Annotated in this window: 16 protein-coding genes; 4 read left to right on the top strand and 12 right to left on the bottom strand. The window is 47.7% G+C overall.

Going from position 1 to position 16,014, the window contains the following annotated elements; genetic code table 11:
- Positions 1-111: 111 nt before the first annotated feature.
- The 5 genes from ACN6MW_RS27650 to ACN6MW_RS27630 form a co-directional block, all read right to left on the bottom strand.
- Entirely contained in the window at positions 112-549 is a 438-nt protein-coding gene (locus ACN6MW_RS27650) for a hypothetical protein (RefSeq protein WP_419873009.1), read from the bottom strand.
- Positions 550-798: 249 nt separating this feature from the next.
- Entirely contained in the window at positions 799-1,062 is a 264-nt protein-coding gene (locus ACN6MW_RS27645) for a YlbG family protein (protein ID WP_138751699.1), read from the bottom strand.
- A gap of 136 nt (positions 1,063-1,198) precedes the next feature.
- Positions 1,199-1,693: a YlbF family regulator gene (locus ACN6MW_RS27640; protein WP_419873008.1), complete on the bottom strand. Its 495-nt coding sequence runs from the start codon at positions 1,691-1,693 to the stop codon at positions 1,199-1,201.
- 78 nt (positions 1,694-1,771) lie between these two features.
- Positions 1,772-3,826, bottom strand: coding sequence for a helicase-associated domain-containing protein (locus tag ACN6MW_RS27635; RefSeq protein ID WP_419873007.1), 2,055 nt, complete (start codon positions 3,824-3,826; stop codon positions 1,772-1,774).
- Complete coding sequence (locus ACN6MW_RS27630; protein ID WP_419876464.1) at positions 3,823-5,526, bottom strand: DNA repair helicase XPB; 1,704 nt, start codon at positions 5,524-5,526, stop codon at positions 3,823-3,825. The genes ACN6MW_RS27635 and ACN6MW_RS27630 overlap by 4 nt, the downstream gene beginning before the upstream one ends.
- A gap of 204 nt (positions 5,527-5,730) precedes the next feature.
- On the opposite strand from ACN6MW_RS27630, the gene ACN6MW_RS27625 reads away from it, so the two are divergent.
- The gene (locus ACN6MW_RS27625; RefSeq protein WP_419873006.1) at positions 5,731-6,579 is read left to right on the top strand and encodes a thermonuclease family protein; all 849 of its coding nucleotides are present in this window, start codon (positions 5,731-5,733) and stop codon (positions 6,577-6,579) included.
- Between the two features lie 145 nt (positions 6,580-6,724).
- On the opposite strand, the gene ACN6MW_RS27620 is transcribed toward ACN6MW_RS27625, so the two are convergent.
- Positions 6,725-7,912: a M20 family metallopeptidase gene (locus tag ACN6MW_RS27620; RefSeq protein WP_419873005.1), complete on the bottom strand. Its 1,188-nt coding sequence runs from the start codon at positions 7,910-7,912 to the stop codon at positions 6,725-6,727.
- 340 nt (positions 7,913-8,252) lie between these two features.
- On the opposite strand from ACN6MW_RS27620, the gene ACN6MW_RS27615 reads away from it, so the two are divergent.
- Both ACN6MW_RS27615 and ftsW read left to right on the top strand, forming a co-directional pair.
- Complete coding sequence (locus ACN6MW_RS27615; protein WP_419873004.1) at positions 8,253-8,597, top strand: YugN family protein; 345 nt, start codon at positions 8,253-8,255, stop codon at positions 8,595-8,597.
- 10 nt (positions 8,598-8,607) lie between these two features.
- Positions 8,608-9,807: a putative lipid II flippase FtsW gene (gene ftsW / locus ACN6MW_RS27610; RefSeq protein WP_419873003.1), complete on the top strand. Its 1,200-nt coding sequence runs from the start codon at positions 8,608-8,610 to the stop codon at positions 9,805-9,807.
- 102 nt (positions 9,808-9,909) lie between these two features.
- On the opposite strand, the gene ACN6MW_RS27605 is transcribed toward ftsW, so the two are convergent.
- Positions 9,910-11,261, bottom strand: a protein-coding gene (locus tag ACN6MW_RS27605) for an IS1182 family transposase (RefSeq protein WP_419871355.1) whose coding sequence is annotated in 2 segments (ribosomal slippage) — positions 9,910-10,694 and positions 10,694-11,261 — 1,353 coding nt in all. Because the reading frame shifts where the segments join, the coding sequence is not laid out codon by codon here.
- 169 nt (positions 11,262-11,430) lie between these two features.
- Positions 11,431-11,820: an Asp23/Gls24 family envelope stress response protein gene (locus tag ACN6MW_RS27600; protein ID WP_419873002.1), complete on the bottom strand. Its 390-nt coding sequence runs from the start codon at positions 11,818-11,820 to the stop codon at positions 11,431-11,433.
- Positions 11,821-12,076: 256 nt separating this feature from the next.
- Between ACN6MW_RS27600 and cax the strand changes: the two genes are divergently transcribed.
- Positions 12,077-13,135, top strand: coding sequence for a calcium/proton exchanger (cax, locus tag ACN6MW_RS27595; protein WP_419873001.1), 1,059 nt, complete (start codon positions 12,077-12,079; stop codon positions 13,133-13,135).
- Positions 13,136-13,191: 56 nt separating this feature from the next.
- Here cax and ACN6MW_RS27590 read toward each other — a convergent pair whose 3' ends face one another.
- The 4 genes from ACN6MW_RS27590 to ACN6MW_RS27575 all read right to left on the bottom strand — a co-directional run bounded on the left by ACN6MW_RS27590 (position 13,192) and on the right by ACN6MW_RS27575 (position 15,901).
- Positions 13,192-13,479 carry a YlaN family protein gene (locus ACN6MW_RS27590; protein ID WP_364140864.1) on the bottom strand — a complete coding sequence of 96 codons (288 nt, stop codon included), beginning with the start codon at positions 13,477-13,479 and terminating at the stop codon, positions 13,192-13,194.
- A gap of 137 nt (positions 13,480-13,616) precedes the next feature.
- On the bottom strand, positions 13,617-13,859 hold the full coding sequence (locus ACN6MW_RS27585; RefSeq protein WP_183561958.1) for an HPr family phosphocarrier protein: 243 nt from the start codon (positions 13,857-13,859) through the stop codon (positions 13,617-13,619).
- Between the two features lie 137 nt (positions 13,860-13,996).
- Positions 13,997-15,112, bottom strand: a complete 1,116-nt coding sequence (locus tag ACN6MW_RS27580; RefSeq protein ID WP_419873000.1) for an aminopeptidase — start codon at positions 15,110-15,112, stop codon at positions 13,997-13,999.
- A 51-nt stretch (positions 15,113-15,163) separates the two neighbouring features.
- A complete protein-coding gene (locus ACN6MW_RS27575) occupies positions 15,164-15,901 on the bottom strand; it encodes a hypothetical protein (protein ID WP_419872999.1) in 738 nt (245 codons plus the stop codon).
- Positions 15,902-16,014 lie beyond the last annotated feature (113 nt).

Raw genomic sequence — 16,014 nt, 5'->3', positions numbered from 1 at the left:
GTGCTTATTATACTACAAACCTTGTACGGATTCTTACAACCGCAACAAAAAAAGCATGCAATCTTATTTGGATTGCACGCTCCGGTTTTATTTATATAGTTATATAATGCCTTATTTGCGTTTTCTGCTGCTCTTTACAAGAGTCATTCGCCGGGAATGACGCAGCCAGGAATAATAGGACTTAAGATCCCTAAGCTCAATCGTTTCTGACATCCGTCCAAGAAAGGTCACTATGATCATTTTATGTAATGGAACTCCGGTAATATCCGTTTCCGTCAGTGATTCCGCAAATTCGGCAACAAAGACCAGGTCGTCGTCAATTAAATAAACATCCTGCTCGTTGCGGTAATACGGCTCGATGCGGCCCTGCTTCAAGCATTCCCATAGAAATTCGGCAATATCTACAAATCCGGTCTTCTCGCTTTCGATCCGGTCCAGCCAACGGCTTTTGGCATGGTTTGTGATGACGATATCCGCAACTTTTTTATCACCTAGATCAATATAAAACGACTCATATGTGCTCCATCTTCTTGTCATTTTATCTTTCACTGCGCATCTCACTCCTTCCTAGGACCCAGGGCTTTTATACTATGAATTTAATTCCATTCTATCATGATTGTCCGAGATTACAACAATAAAATAAAGTACGACCATTTTTGTAAGTTATTGGCTAATTTATCGTAAAAAAAGACACTTCTCAGCGTTGATCGACACGGAGAAGCGTCATTTCATCATGCATATATGCGATTACTCATTATTGAAACGGATAAGTACACTGCCATAAAACATTTAACCTGCTTACAGGCTGTAAAATCTTGTTTTATCTTCACTGTCTTTGCTGTATTCGGTTTTGATTTCATTGCGGTACGAACGTTCGATCTTGCGAACGTAAGAAAGCTTACCCATCTGGCGCACAGCCTCTTCAGAACGTTCCGCATTCATATACATCACGACGTAATGCATCTTACGCGACATATAATGAACCGTCCCGAACCTTTCGAGTGACCTGGCTGCTTTCAAATCACTTACCCATACGATATAACCCGTTCGTTCCGGTAGCATCTTTTCCCTCCTAAAGGTTTGCCCAGCAAACCTGCTTCAAAAGCATAGGCCAAAGGTTTGCCCGGTAAACCTGCAACGAATGCTTATGCTGAGGTTTACCCTGCAATCCCGCCATTATTCCGTGCCGCGCACCGTGTTAGCTGCAACCGCCGCTTCCGCAGCTGCAAGAGCCGCCGCTTCCGCAGCTGCCGCCGCCGGCAGCTTTCTCGTTGCCAGGCACCTTGATATTGTCCGAAACCGACTCCGCGATCGTGCGCGAAACATCATACAGCATTTCGTCTACAGCCTGCTCAGCGACTTTGAAACGACGGACGCTTTCAATTTCACTCAGCTCACGCTCGATTTGCTTCACTTTGTCCTTCGCTTCATTATAATCCGGATGAAAGCGCCCGAAGCGCTCACATTCGACGAACAATTCTTTAGCCTTGGCGAAACGCTTCGTCATTTGCTTGACTTCTTCGTCTTCGTTTACAGCCGTCTTCCAATATAGATAATCGGCAACTTCCGCCGATTGATTAATCCAATCTCCTAGTTCATAGGCACAGAGCAGCAGCGACGCCATATCAAGAGAAGAAACGCCGCCTTGCGGTTGCTCTAACTGAATAGCCGTTAAACCTTCAGTTGTTGGCATTCACCCACCTCATTTCAATTGCTAATTACTACAATTACTACACTATCATATCATATTCGCTTTACCAATAGATAGAGATTATATTGGGCTTTCTTGACCCGGGATAATAAGGCGCATCTCTTCCCACATATCCGGCGTGAGCCGGGTAATTTGCCGATGCCGCTCATCTTGAAGCAATCCAACAACGGCCCATCCTTCCTCTTGATGCTCGAGCTTCTCCGGAACGAATGAACGCAGCTCCTGCTCCATGCGCAGCTGGATGGGCGTTTGCCATTTCAGCGCCTGCTCGATGAGTTCTCTCCTGGTTGAATGGTGATACGTGCGAAGCTGCTTTATCCACATCGATGGTACTTGCTCTCTCTGCAACCAGGATTGGAGTTTTTCCTTCCCGGCATGATTCGTAAGCTCAAAATGATGAAGAGGTACGGCTTCATAAATATAAAATGACGGTTCAGATAATGTACCTTCTATTAAAGGCTGCCCGTTTACATTCTGATGCGCCCGCTCCGTATTTACCAAGGGGTAAGAGGCAGCGACGTTCTCGTCCCGCGAGGCTTCAGTTTGAACCGCTTTGCGCGCAGGATAGCCCGCTTTCTGCAGCAGGCGCCTGATTTCGCTGATTTGTCCCTGCTCCACTATGAAATCTAAGGGCCCAAGCTTCTGCTTCAATAAAGGAGCAAGATTAACATCGTTCTCCAAAATAGCAGCCATCTCTTCGTGATCGCAGCGAAGCAAGGACACCTCGGCGAACGAGGTACGGCAAGCGCGGTTTGCCCATGCATCCAGCAAAGCCTCCACTGTAGCCGGCAAATCCGGAGCGCCGGAAGCCTGTGCGAGAAAACCCTGAATGGACGAACGTGTCCTGCCTTGCTCCAAAGCTCGGGAAACGGAGGCCGCATCCAGCTGATAGACGGTGACCTGCTCATCCGATTTCCTCTCTGCAAGCAGTTCAAGCTCCCACCTTATCCAGAAGGGACATTCCGCCTCAACGACCATTTCTCCGTTCGGTTGAACGGTAATATAGGATTGAAGTTCCGATGCTTGATCTTGCTTCCAAGCAACTAAAGGCGCGGTTAATTTCCACCTGTAGAAAACCTCTTTTACGTTCGCATGCTCGCAGTCGACCAGCTCAAGCCAGCCCATGCTTTGCCACAGCTCGTGCCAGCGCATGTTCATAGCTCCGCTTTGACCGGATGTTTCCAGGCTTGAAGCCGCAGCCGCTTGTAATTCGTCCAGCCAGCTTGCTATACCGTTTACTGAATACCATTCTCCAGCCTGCAAGCCCGTCATGGACGCAGCCAAATGAGCGCTTCCGATCCCTGCTGGCAGCAGCAGTGCAAGACACCAATCCATTAATTGTTTTTCCCGCTCTGCGTTTTCAAGCATAAGCCACTGCCGGAGCTGCGCTTCATTCCACTTGAATGATCCCTTTTCTGCCGTAAGCAGTCCGAGTGCAGTACCCGCTTCCAGTACAAATGCTGCTTGCAATGGATAATTATCGGCATGAGCCCATTTCAGATCGAATGCTTTGAGCGCGCGATCATCCAAATCAATCGCCTGTACCAGCTTGCCCACCGATTTTTTGGGAAGCGTACCGTTCAGCGTCAGCCCTAATCCGTTTCGCCCGAGCTCCGCGAATGCGCTTAAGAGCTGCCTGCTGAATGGACGGCAATAGGAACGCATGGTCCCGCTCATTAGTCTTTCCCTTTCTAGGGTGGTTAGCTGCTCGGGTTTGTAGGGGAAAAATACCTTCTGCCAGCCAATGAAACATTCCGATGGCAAAAAAAACAAGCTTTCTCCCCATACCTTTTTGACGGAGAATAAGATACCTGCCTCCGCAAGCTCGGCAACGCCAAGCTGACATTCCGCGCCGGACAAGGAGGTGCTCTTCCGCAGCTCCCGTATGAGCCGTTCACCTTCTACGGGGATAGCCGCATATTGACGCACGAATTCTTTTAAAACCTCCGCTGCATGTACAGTCAGCCGCGCAGCGGCTTCCTGGATACAATCATGATTAATGGCTGCCTGCTCCCAGGACATCCCTTTTAGGCTCGCGGTTTGCCATATTGGGTGTTGCATAAAGCTTTCCATGCGTTCCGCGGAAAGCTTGGAAATCAACTGCTTCATTTTCATAGCGCCGCGGCCTCCTCTTGCCTATCCTCATCGCTAGTAATGCTGATCCTCTCATAATGATAACCTTGCTCAAGCATGAACAGCTGTCTTCTCATCGCGAATTCCGTTTCCTTTGTTTGATCCGTCACTATCGTATAAAACCAAGCTTGATTGGCTCCCGCTTTCGGCCTTAACAATCTTCCGATGCGCTGCGCCTCTTCCTGCCTGGAGCCGAAGCTTCCGGAAATCTGAATCGCAACTGCCGCATCGGGCAAATCTACGGCAAAATTCGCTACCTTCGATACAATAAGCACGGATAAATCCCCTGCTTTAAAACGCTCATACAGGTTCTGCCGCTCTTGCTGAGGCACTTCGCCAGTAAGCAATGGAACTTGCAGCCTTGCCGCCAGCTCGTTCAACTGATTCAAATACTGCCCGATAATGAGAGTCGGCTTCCCCGCATGCTCCTGCAGAAGCTTTTCCACAATCGCAATTTTCCCGGGATTCTCGGCAGCCAAGCGAAACTTGGACCTTGCACTCGCCTGCGCGTAGGATGCTGACACGTTTTTATGTAGAGGAACTCTGATTTCGGTGCATGACACTGCCGCAATATGAGCGCTCGCTTCCGCTAATTTCCATTGCATATCAAATTGCTTAGGACCTATCAAAGAATACACGTCCTCCGCGCAGCCATCCTCACGCACCAGCGTTGCGGTTAAACCAAGCCGCCTCGTCGCTTGTATGTCTGCCGTCATCCGGAACACCGGCGCCGGAAGCAAATGAACCTCGTCATAAATAATGAGACCCCAATCCCGTTCGGTGAAAAGCTTCATATGCGTAAAAGGCATTTCCTTCGACTTTCGATGCGTCAAAATAGTATAGGTCGCAATCGTGACCGGACGGACCTGCTTCAGCGCGCCGCAATATTGGCCCACTTCCGAATCCTGCAAGGTCGTTTTGTCCAGCAGCTCGTCCTTCCATTGCTTTACCGAAGTGGAATTGGACGTGAGGATTAATGTCGCTCTTCCCAAGCGGGCGAGAGCCGCAATGCCGACAATCGTTTTGCCAGCCCCGCAGGGCAATACGATCACGCCGCTCCCCCCTTGTACGGTCCCTTCTTTATAAAAAAGCTCTACCGCTGATTGCTGATAGTCCCTTAATTCGAACATACGGTCACGAAGCGTGCGTTTTCTCAACTCCACCTCAAGCACTTCTCCGGCATGGTAGCCAGCCAAATCGATAACGGGATATCCAAGCCGAGTCAGCTCCTGCTTTAACGGGCCCCGACAGTAGTTTTCAAGCTCCCAAGACCCGCTGTTCAAACGAATCGTAACGTATTGCATTATACTTGCCTGCCCTGACAACTCTTCGAGCAACGTATCATCGCCGTTCATCATCAATCTTTCCGAATCATTCGACAGCCATAGCTTGCCGTATCTGCCAATCAGCTTTCTAATCATGGCCTCTGCCTGGAATGGCAGCTCGTATCGGCTGTATGCCGTAAGCCAGCCCACGATGTCTTCCGCTGTGAATCCGGATGCAGCGGCATTCCATAGCGTTAAAGGCGTCATTCGGTAAGTATGGATAGCGCCTGCTCTTCGAATGGCGTCCATGAAGAGAACGAGCTTCTCTCTTGCTTGCTCGGCATCAGGCTTCCGCTCATCAAGAAGCACCATTAGATCCGATTGGACAATTAATGGACGGTCCTTAAGATCGTGCATCATTCTCCCCCCTCCTAGGTTGTGAAGCAAACCTTCCTCGTAAGCACTTTTCCGAACAGAATGCTCCTTTTGATAGTATGCAAAAATTAACACTTTTTTATGCCAATTTTACAGTGATATTCGCGCGATTTTATAATGGAAAATGTGTTATAGTAATAAGAAGTTCTTATTTTGACCGCATATTGGGCTGGAGGTAACACATCTATGAAAAGAATTATTATCATTCTCCTCATGCTCATCTGCATGCCGCTTGCCGGCTGTTCGGCCATTTCCGAGCTTTCATCGAACGTTATTCAAACGAACCAATGGTATCAAGTAACTGGCTTTATAGATGGCGATACCTTCAAAATCAAGACCGGCTCTGATGAAACAACGGTTCGTCTGCTTTATGTGGATACGCCGGAAACACAAAGCCCTAACAGCGAACCTGAGGCTTTTGGAACCGAGGCATCCGATTTTACGCAAGAGATTTTAAGCGAATCACAAGAGATAAGGCTCACTTTCGACAAAGAGCAGAAGGACCGGTTCGAACGTACGCTGGCCGTCGTGGAACTTAAGGATGGCCGGATATTAAATGAGCTGCTGCTGGAAAACGGTCTCGCGAAGGTGCTTATCGTTGAACCTAACGTCAAGATGGAAAACGCATACAAGCAGATTGAGCAGCAAGCCAAGCAAGAAAAAAAGGGTCTTTGGAGCATCGATTCAGAAAGCAATCATACGGATTTCCCCGTTAAGAAGGCGGCTAAAAGCGGCATTATTATCGAGGTAGACAAACAAGCTGAGCTTGTAACTATAACGAATACGACCAATGAGACCATCAACATCAATGGCTGGAAGCTTATCAGTGTACGGGGCAATCAAACCTATCCGTTTGGATCGTACGTTTTGGACGCGCAGCAAAAAGTGTACATCTCTTCTGCAGATGAGGCTAGCTCCTTGAAAGCGGGCCAGCTTCAATGGGGGGCAACAAATATCTGGAGCAACAAGGAGTCCGATCCCGCTGAACTCTACAATCAATATAACGAGCTGGTATCCGTCTGGGAGGATAATTAACAGCGATGACCGGCTTAACATAAAAAAAGGCTTTCCGGTGCGGATGGAACCGCAATGGAAAGCCTTTTTTTATGAATTGCTCATCATTTATGAACATTTTAATTCCATAGGCGTTGCATGATCCGTACCACTCAGCTTAAACAATCTAATCTTTGCTGCGCGCGTAGTCCTCTGCCATTCCAATTAGCAGCCTAGCTGCACGCTGCATCGCCTGCTCGTCGATATCGAACATCGGGTGATGATGGGCATAGGTGGCGCCGATGCTTTCGTTGCCCGCGCCTACAAACATAAAGCAGCCTGGCACTTTCTCCAAATAATAGGAAAAATCCTCTGCAACTGTGATCGCCTCCGACCGTACAACGGCAGCCTCTCCAAACAATGCCCCGCTTACCTTGAAGAAACGCTCTGCTTCCTCTTCATCGTTGACGACTGGCGGGTAACCGATTCTCATTTGGTAATCGAATTCCGCGCCATGCATTTGGCAGACATGCGCAACCAACGACTCCAAACGGGCATGGATCATCATTCTTGTTTTCTCGTCAAAAGATCGGACCGTGCCCTTCAGTCTGCAGCGCTCTGCAATCACATTATTGGTTGAGCCTGCTTGGAATGAACCGATCGTAACGACGGCCGGATGCAGAGGGTTCACATTTCGGCTGACAATCGATTGCACGGATTGAACAAGATTCGAACCGATCAAGATAGCGTCGACCGCTTCATGCGGCAAACCTCCATGACCGCCCCTCCCGATGATATCGATAACGAACTCATCCGCTGCGGACATGAATGGTCCCGGTTTAGACGCAACTAAGCCATGGGCGAGCGGTGTCCATAAATGCACCCCGTAGATGACATCTGCGCCATCAAGCGCTCCGTCCTCGATCATTGGCTTTGCGCCACCCGGCGTAACCTCCTCCGCTGGCTGGAACAATAACCGCCGTTCGCCGCTTATTTCGGCTCGGTTAGCAGCATAATAGGAGGCGATGCCAAGCATTGTAGCCGTATGGGCATCGTGGCCGCATGCATGCATGACGTTCGGTACCTTTGAAGCATATTCGCATTTTTTCTCATCCTGTATAGGGAGTGCATCGATATCTGCCCTCAGCGCAATCACCGGTCCCGGCTTATCGCCGCTTATGACGGCAATGATCCCATGTCCGCCAACCCCGGTCTGCACTTCAATACCGAGCTCGCTCAATTGGCTGGCAATCCAGCTCGATGTTACGCGTTCATGGAACGAAAGCTCCGGATATTGGTGAAGATGCCTGCGCCACTTTATCATTTTAGGAAACAACTTCTTTAACTCCAGATCTACGATATCTTCTGTCTGCAAATCGCAAACCCCCTAACATTTTCTGAAACGAATTGACGCGCCTAATGCATGGAAGCAATCATCGCGCATCCGAAAGTCCCCGCTTCCAACGCAGGAGATCATATCATCTAGTTTACCAGAAGAAGTCCTTATTAAGGAAGCTTACAACGCTTGGAATACGCTCGAAACCTACATTTCTTCAAAATGTCACTTTTGAGGACGCTCATGGACGGGAGTAAGGGTTGCGCTTGCTGGGGAAACATACTATCATGAGAAAAGAATGTACAACTCTGTCTTTTGAATTGGAAGCATATGCTTGCGAAGTCAGTTTTGCTTCACAAAACCTTTGGGAGGAACTACCATGATTATTGAAAATACCGGCTTAAACGGTGTTAAAAGCGAACTTGACCATTTAGACGAATCTGCTGAAAAAGTCGGCTTTGTCCGTTGGCAATGGGAATACTATCGCGCTACATACGATTTGAAACTAGAAGATCGCACGAGCGGCTCCGATTATTACTTGAGAATTAATACGCGTGCAGTCGAAGGTAAGCTTGAATCGCCTCATGCCGTGCTCGTTATTGAATCCGTCTACATCGGTCGCTCCACATTCCCGCATGGCCTTGAATATGAATCTCCGGTACCGCAGCCAATCTTGAATACGGCAACGCAACGACTTCAGCAATTGAAACAACTGCTAGCGTAACGGTGGTCACATGAAAGCCACGCAGAACGGAAGCCGAGGAAGACCGGACTTTCTGCTTCTCATTTTGACTCTTCTGCTCGTAGGCTTTGGACTTGTGATGGTATTCAGCGCAAGCTCAAGCGTTGCAAAAGTTTCCTTTGATGATTCACTGTACTTCATTAAACGACAGTTCATTTTTGCTGCAATGGGTACATTCATCATGCTTTTCATGATGAACCTGCGATATCAAGTGTACAGGAAATCGTTCATGCTCTTGTTTATCCCGGTCATCATCATGCTGATGATCGTTCCTTTCAGCCAGTCCATTAACGGCGCTAGAAGCTGGTTCAATATCGGTACACTTGGGTTACAACCGACTGAACTGGCCAAACTCGCGCTCATCCTGTATCTTGGCGCGCTGATCTCCAAGAAGGATGAAAAGTTCCGGGATTTCAAAAAAGGCCTGCTGCCTGTCATCATCATTGTCGGTTTTATTTGCACCCTCATCATGATGCAGCCTGATTTGGGCTCCTGCCTTGTCATTGCATCGTTTGCCGGGATTATGATTTTGGCAGGCGGTGCGAACTTAAAGCACATTTTTGTAGCAGGATCCGTTCTCACTGTACTTGCTGCTGCTGCGGTAAGCATTTGGATGGCTATCGATCCAAAAGGCTGGCAGTATAGAATCGATCGGTTCACAGCCTACACGGACCCTCTTGCCGATCCTTTAGGCTCAGGCTGGCAACTGCTTTCATCGCTTCAGGCGCTTGGACACGGAGGGATAACGGGGACCGGCTTCGGGGAGAGCGTTCAGAAGCTGCATTATTTAAAGTATGCTTACAATGATTTTATTTTTTCAATCATTGGGGAAGAATTTGGCTTTATCGGAAGCACGATTTTCTTGCTCGTTTATTTACTGTTTTTGTGGCGTGGCCTTATTGTCGCCTTGCGATGTCCCGATCAGTATGGAACTATCGTTGGCGTAGGTATCGTCAGTTTGTTCGCCATCCAAGCGTTTATCAACATTGGCGGCGTTACGAAGGCCATACCTATGACAGGCGTCACCCTTCCATTCATTAGTTACGGCGGTTCATCGCTGCTCGTATGTCTTATGTGTATGGGAGTCCTGCTGAGCGTTTCCAGAGAATCAAACAAAGCTGAGAACAAAAGCACGAATACTGCCAGCAATCGTAGAACCACTACGGCAACAAAAAGGACCTCTTCCTTGTAAGAGGTCCTCAGCTTGTAGAGAAACCCACGTTTTTTCAAAACGACGGGTTTCTCTTTTGTTTTTTATCTTCTCTTTTCGTGAGAAACAGAGGGTTTAAACCTCTCACGCCCTCCGTTCCAAGTGGAGGGCGATCTTCTTCATGTTCTGCACGGCGGCGGTCATCAACGCTTGTTCCATTACGTTGTTTAACCCGCGCAACCGGCAATAGCGAAACCCGTGGAGCTGTTTAGCATCCGCGAAGCTTCGCTCAATCGTTTCTTTTCGTTTTCGGTACAATCTTTTGCCCGACTTGCTTAAGCGGTTTAATCGTACTTGCTCTTTACTGTCCTCCCAGATGTGCCGGGTGACGATCTTACGCTTGTTACGTGAGCGCGTACACTTTTCTAGCATGGGACATGCTGCACAGATCTTCGGATCCGAAGCATAGTGTCGGTATCCGTGTCGGTCTGTCGTTCGGTAAGGCAATTTTTGTTGCTGGGGACAAATATACAAGTTCCGTTCGGCATCATATGTAAATTTCCATTTGGGATATAACCCTTGTGTCGGTTGAAATCTGCGGTGCGCAATAACACCATAAATGTTGCGGTCTTCAAGTCCCTTGCAAATCGGGGTCGTCATATAACCAGAATCAAGTGCGACTGCTTCAACTGCAAAACCAAAACGTTTACGCTGACGATCTAATCGAGAGAGGTACGGCACGGAATCGTGAACATTTCCTGCGGTTACGAAAACATCAGTAATGAGGTTGCACTTCACATCGACGGTACGATGGTCCAGATAAAAGAAGCCTTCCGGCTTGCCTTCCCGAAACATATATCCGCTGTCCGGGTCTGTTGTACTGACCTTCACTTCCTTGTCTTCGTTCACCTCCTCTCGTGGTTTTAGAGCTTTTTTCCTTGCGCTTTACGGTCGGTTTCAATTGCCGAGTTCAGTTCATCCAAATAATCCCTTGTGTTCTGCTGAACCTGCTCTTTTGTATATTTGTTTTTATTCGCATTCGCTTTCACGTGCGTGGAGTCGGATACCAACACACGGCCGCCAATCATACGGTGAGAGATGGCTTGCAGCACGATCTCATCAAAGATGTCCTGGAAGACAGAGGTATCCTTAAAACGCGTACGACGATTCCAACTGATCGTGGTGTGGTCTGGAACGCGATCGGTTAGCCCAAGTCCTAAAAACCAACGATAAGCCAAATTAGTCTGAACTTCACGTTCAAGTTGGCGTTCGGAACGTATGCCATAGAAATAGCCTAGAAAGATCATTTTGAAGAGAACAAGCGGGTCAATAGCTGGACGACCGTTATCCTGCGAATAAAGATGGCGAACCTTCTCATCGATAAAGGTGAAATCGATGTGCTTATCGATCTTGCGAAGCATATGATCAGAGGGCACTAGCTCCTCAATGGAAACCAATTCGTAATTTTGTTGCTTATCTCGATTAGTACGCAGCATCACGACACCATCCGTTCGTTTTAATTACTATAATTATACTGTATTAACGCGGTGTCGTGTTAAATTAATTAAACAAAAAGAAGACTGTCGAGACTTTCTCGACAGCCTGAGGACCTCTTCCTTGTAAGAGGTCCTTTTTGCTGCTAGTGCCTAAAAGCATTACCATTCATTACTTCAAACGCTGCTGCTGCTGCTGCAAATCATCGATTTCTTCCTCTTTGAAGGCGACGCCCTCCACCTTCACATTCACTTCTACGACATGCAGGCCAGTCATGTTTTCAACAGATTCACGTACGTTCAGTTGAAGCTGACGGCAAACCTCTTGAATCGGAATGCCATAATGAACAATAATACGAAGATCAATTGCCGCCTCCGTAGTCCCGACTTCAACAGAAACGCCCTTCTGCACGTTCTTTCCGCTCAACCGTTTAGCGAGTCCTTCGGAAATGCCGCCTGACATTGCCGCAATGCCCGGTGTTTCAAGTGCTGCGAGTCCAGCTATCGTTGCTACAACATCATCAGAGATTCGGATAAGACCTGTTTGAAGTTCTTCGGTCATGTGACTCACTCCTCAATTTGCCATATAGGCTTATTATAGCAGACGGACATTACCACAGCAAAGTAGAGTCGTAAAAAGCTTTTGTTAAAGCATTCATAAAATGGTTTATGTATAAGGAAAAGGTTTTCCTTAATTGCCCTGCTTTTTCGCAGTGGCATGCATCGCAGAAGAATTGTCTTTTGGCAAAGTTTACATGACAGTTGATTTCCGCTATAGTATTAACAGGTTTTCAGCATATCGTAAAGAGGTGTTCAGAATGAACCAAAAATTGTTTTTCTCCGGGTTAATTACTATGTTTCTGCTTAGTGCGATCGGGCATTTCGCCCACTGGAACAACACGCTGCAGTTCATCATTTCAGCGATCGCCATCATCTTTGTGGCCGGTTTCCTCGGTAAAGCAACCGAGAGTGTCGCCCATTATGCCGGACAACGGCTTGGCGGTTTCCTAAATGCAACCTTCGGCAACGCCGCAGAGCTCATTATCGCGATATTCCTGATAAAAGAGCAGCAGTTTGCCATGGTGAAGGCAAGCTTGACGGGCGCGATTATCGGTAACCTTTTACTCGTGCTTGGACTAAGTATTTTACTTGGGGGGCTAAAGTACAAGGAGCAGCGCTTTAACAACCGACTGGCCGATCATAACTCTACGCTTATGGTTATGGCCGTTATCGGACTGTTCGTGCCAGCCGTATTCGTCGTATCAGAAAAGTTCTCGATTGAAAAAGATCAGTTTCTGAGTCTTGCGGTTGCGGGCATCCTGATTGTCTCTTATATCTTGTGGCTTTTATTCTCCATGGTTACCCACAAGGATATGCTTTCCGATGAGGTTATGAACGCCGACCACGGCGAGGAGCCGGCCTGGTCCAAAGGAAAATCCATTTTGTTCCTCGTTCTAGCGACCGTTATGGTAGCTTTCGTAAGTGAGTGGCTCGTACATACCCTAGACGCATTCAGCGAGCAATTTGGACTATCTGAGCTGTTTATAGGCGCATTTGTCATTGCGATCGTCGGTAATGCCGCAGAGCATAGCGCCGCTGTCATTTTGGCAATGAAAAACAAGATCGGCGCAGCCGTCGAAATTGCCATCGGCAGCAGCTTGCAAATCGCATTGTTTGTAGCGCCTGTGCTCATTCTTGTCAGCGCTATGTTCGGCAACACGATGGATATCGTATTTACGCCGATTGAACTGACCGCCATCGGCGTATCCGTTTTTATCGCCAAATCGGTTTCGCGCGACGGTCAGACGAACTGGTACGAAGGCGTACTGCTATTAATGGTTTATGTCATTCTAGGCATTGCCTTCTATCTCGTATAACCAGTCGCTGTAAGCTTAAGATTACAAATAAAAAAAGAGTAGCCTCCATTAGGAGTCTACTCTTTTTTTTCTAATGCTTCGTATAGCATAGCTAAATTTCGCTCTAGCCTACTTACAATTTCCTTACCTGCCAGCTCTGCTATGAGCCCTGCGCGAACAGCAAAGTCAACCTCTCGCGAGAATCCATACATTTGCGTATCCAGCACTTCTTCGTACAGGGGACATTGACGTGTAGTCAAGTTTTCCATCTGGACTTCGATTAGCTTTTCTATTTTACTCGCATCTTCCTGAAGGAGACGAAGCGCTTTCTCATGCAATTGTACCGTAATTTCCGGTGAAGACATCGTTTTCCCCCCTGTGCGCGTATCCGCCGTCTTCTATACCCTTTATATTAGACGAAAAAGAGGGATTATACAAGGTCAAAACAGAAAAGCACCCCTTCAATAATGAAGAGGTGCCCAACAGGAAACTTATGTTCCTACTAATCCGTGATAACGTTCACGTTCAAGTTGTGTTTAGCAAATACATTAGCCATTGCTGTTTTTGCTTCTTCAGCGTCTGGACCATGTACATGCAATTCGTACGCATGTCCGCCTACCAATGTCGTGAAGAGTCCGAGGATGCTTTTTACATCGATATATTTGCTCTCGGCTTGCAGAACGATGGACGAAGTGAATTGGCTAGCCGTTTGGGAAATTTCTACGATAGCTGCATTGTTAGACATGGGAAATCCCTCCAGTTAATTTAGTAAAGCTTACCTTTGTCACCATGATAACCCGAAAAGGAGTATCCAGCAAGAGGTAAAATGAAAAACGCTTTATTTTCCATTTATTACAAAGAAAAATCGTGATTAATTATTACTTATTGTAAATTTTCCGCATTTAAACCTTCCAGCTCGGGAATTACGAAAACGCCGTCCTTACGGATGAGCACATCATCGAAATAAATTTCACCGCCTCCGTACTCCGGACGCTGAATAAGCACCAAATCCCAGTGGACGGCGGACCGGTTGCCGTTATCCGTTTCCTCGTAAGCCTGGCCCGGTGTAAAATGCAGGCTGCCTGCAATTTTCTCATCGAATAAAATATCATTCATCGGATGCAAAATATGCGGATTAAAGCCGATGGCAAACTCGCCGATATAACGGGCTCCCTCGTCCATATCTAAAATCTCGTTCAAACGAGCCGTGTCATTGCTTTCTGCTTTCACGATTTTCCCGTTTTCGAACGTCAGCGCGATATTTTGAAACGTAACGCCCGAATAGACGCTAGGCGCGTTATACGTAATTTTGCCCTGAACGGAATCGCGAACGGGTGCCGAGAACACTTCGCCATCGGGAATATTGCGGTGTCCGGAGCATTTCTTAGCTCCGATGTTTTTAATCGAGAAGCTTAAATCCGTACCCGGCGAGACGATCCGGACGCGATCCGTTTTTTCCATCAACGCCTGGAGCGGATCCATCGCTTGGTCCATTTTCGCATAATCCAAATTGCATACATCGAAGTAGAAATCCTCAAACGCTTCCGTGCTCATATTGGCAAGCTGTGCCATCGATGCGTTCGGATAACGCAAAACGACCCATTTTGTTTTTTTAACGCGCTGCTCCGTATGTACGGGGTTTCTGTAGACTTGATCGTATAATCGCATATTCGCTTCAGGCACGCCTGCAAGCTCATTCACGTTGTCTCCTGCACGAACGGCAATGTAGCCCTGCATATTTTTCATCCGCTCAAGATCAAGCGCAGACCAAAGCTCCATTTGCTCTTTAGAGGCATGCTTCAGCAAGGTACGAAGAACCGAACGGTCACTCGTTTCTACAAACGGCCTGCCGCCTCGCTTAGCGACCTCTTCGATAAGGCATTTTGTCAGTTCTCGATCGGAACCGATCATGTCAAGCAAAACATTTTCACCTGGCTGGACATCGATTGAATATTCGACTAAATTTTGTGCCAGCTTTTGCAATCTTGGATCGCGCATGTCGATAACCTCTCCTTCTATCCATTGCTTCATCCCGTTTTCAACGACGAGCTAATCTATCGTAACATGTTTTCGCTTCTGCTGAACAGACTCGCTTGAAGCGCCGTTGAACGACTGAAAGCGGACCGTGGTGAATCTCGTTTCCGAATAAGGCTTTTGCTCGTTACGATAACGAAACGAAGTTTTCTCCTCCATTTTTAGCGGAAGCAAACGATCCCTGTCTATAATCAGCTCGTACTCCGTATCTGCCTGCAGAGAAGCAAGCATATCGTCTAATTGCTTGCGGGATCGCGAAAATTCCTCCGTCCATTCCTGATGGTACGGACGATCCTCTGCCGGCCTATTGGCCATGAGCTGATCAAGCTGCATGTTCAGCCGCTCTCTCCATCTTTCCTTGGATACGCTGGCCGACTCCTTAATGATCAGCGTAACCGTGTCGGGATCGTTACCAGCAGCTGCTATACGCACGTTTTCATTCGTTTGGTTAAGCGTTTCTAATACTTGCACAGGATTCCAGTGCAGCGGGTCCGCGCTGTTCGTTTGCAGCGTCAACTGCTGATGATCAATGACCTTTCCTTCGAAGGTTTCAGGTTTAAAAGCCAAACCGTCCTCCGTCTTGATGCTCATCGATCCCGTAAAAGCGTATTGATCCGTTGCTGCGAGCCCCGAATATGATAAAGACAGCCATTCCTCCGGCGTTCGCTGATCGCCGATCATTCCGCATCCGGCTATGAACAGCGTCAATGCGAATAATACCGCAGCTGCCGGCTTTTTATGCCTTTGCCTCATAAATCTGCCCCCCGTCCATCCTATTCACTAGTATATTCCCAATCCGGACAGCTCCTTATTCCCATCCAAAGCAAAAAGAAAAGGATGCCTGGATTGGCATCCTTTTCCTTATA

This window comes from Pristimantibacillus sp. PTI5 (assembly GCF_048572955.1).
Lineage (GTDB): Bacteria > Bacillota > Bacilli > Paenibacillales > Paenibacillaceae > Pristimantibacillus.
Note: the sequence above shows the minus strand (reverse complement) of the source record. Positions and strands in the feature narration are given on the sequence as shown.

Coding starts and splice junctions, on each gene's coding strand:
- ACN6MW_RS27645 (WP_138751699.1), bottom strand. CDS start 1,062: ATGCTACCGGAACGAACGGGTTATATCGTATGGGTAAGTGATTTGAAA.
- ACN6MW_RS27640 (WP_419873008.1), bottom strand. CDS start 1,693: ATGCCAACAACTGAAGGTTTAACGGCTATTCAGTTAGAGCAACCGCAA.
- ACN6MW_RS27635 (WP_419873007.1), bottom strand. CDS start 3,826: ATGAAAATGAAGCAGTTGATTTCCAAGCTTTCCGCGGAACGCATGGAA.
- ACN6MW_RS27630 (WP_419876464.1), bottom strand. CDS start 5,526: ATGCACGATCTTAAGGACCGTCCATTAATTGTCCAATCGGATCTAATG.
- ACN6MW_RS27625 (WP_419873006.1), top strand. CDS start 5,731: ATGAAAAGAATTATTATCATTCTCCTCATGCTCATCTGCATGCCGCTT.
- ACN6MW_RS27615 (WP_419873004.1), top strand. CDS start 8,253: ATGATTATTGAAAATACCGGCTTAAACGGTGTTAAAAGCGAACTTGAC.
- ftsW (WP_419873003.1), top strand. CDS start 8,608: ATGAAAGCCACGCAGAACGGAAGCCGAGGAAGACCGGACTTTCTGCTT.
- ACN6MW_RS27600 (WP_419873002.1), bottom strand. CDS start 11,820: ATGACCGAAGAACTTCAAACAGGTCTTATCCGAATCTCTGATGATGTT.
- cax (WP_419873001.1), top strand. CDS start 12,077: ATGAACCAAAAATTGTTTTTCTCCGGGTTAATTACTATGTTTCTGCTT.
- ACN6MW_RS27590 (WP_364140864.1), bottom strand. CDS start 13,479: ATGTCTTCACCGGAAATTACGGTACAATTGCATGAGAAAGCGCTTCGT.
- ACN6MW_RS27585 (WP_183561958.1), bottom strand. CDS start 13,859: ATGTCTAACAATGCAGCTATCGTAGAAATTTCCCAAACGGCTAGCCAA.
- ACN6MW_RS27580 (WP_419873000.1), bottom strand. CDS start 15,112: ATGCGCGATCCAAGATTGCAAAAGCTGGCACAAAATTTAGTCGAATAT.
- ACN6MW_RS27575 (WP_419872999.1), bottom strand. CDS start 15,901: ATGAGGCAAAGGCATAAAAAGCCGGCAGCTGCGGTATTATTCGCATTG.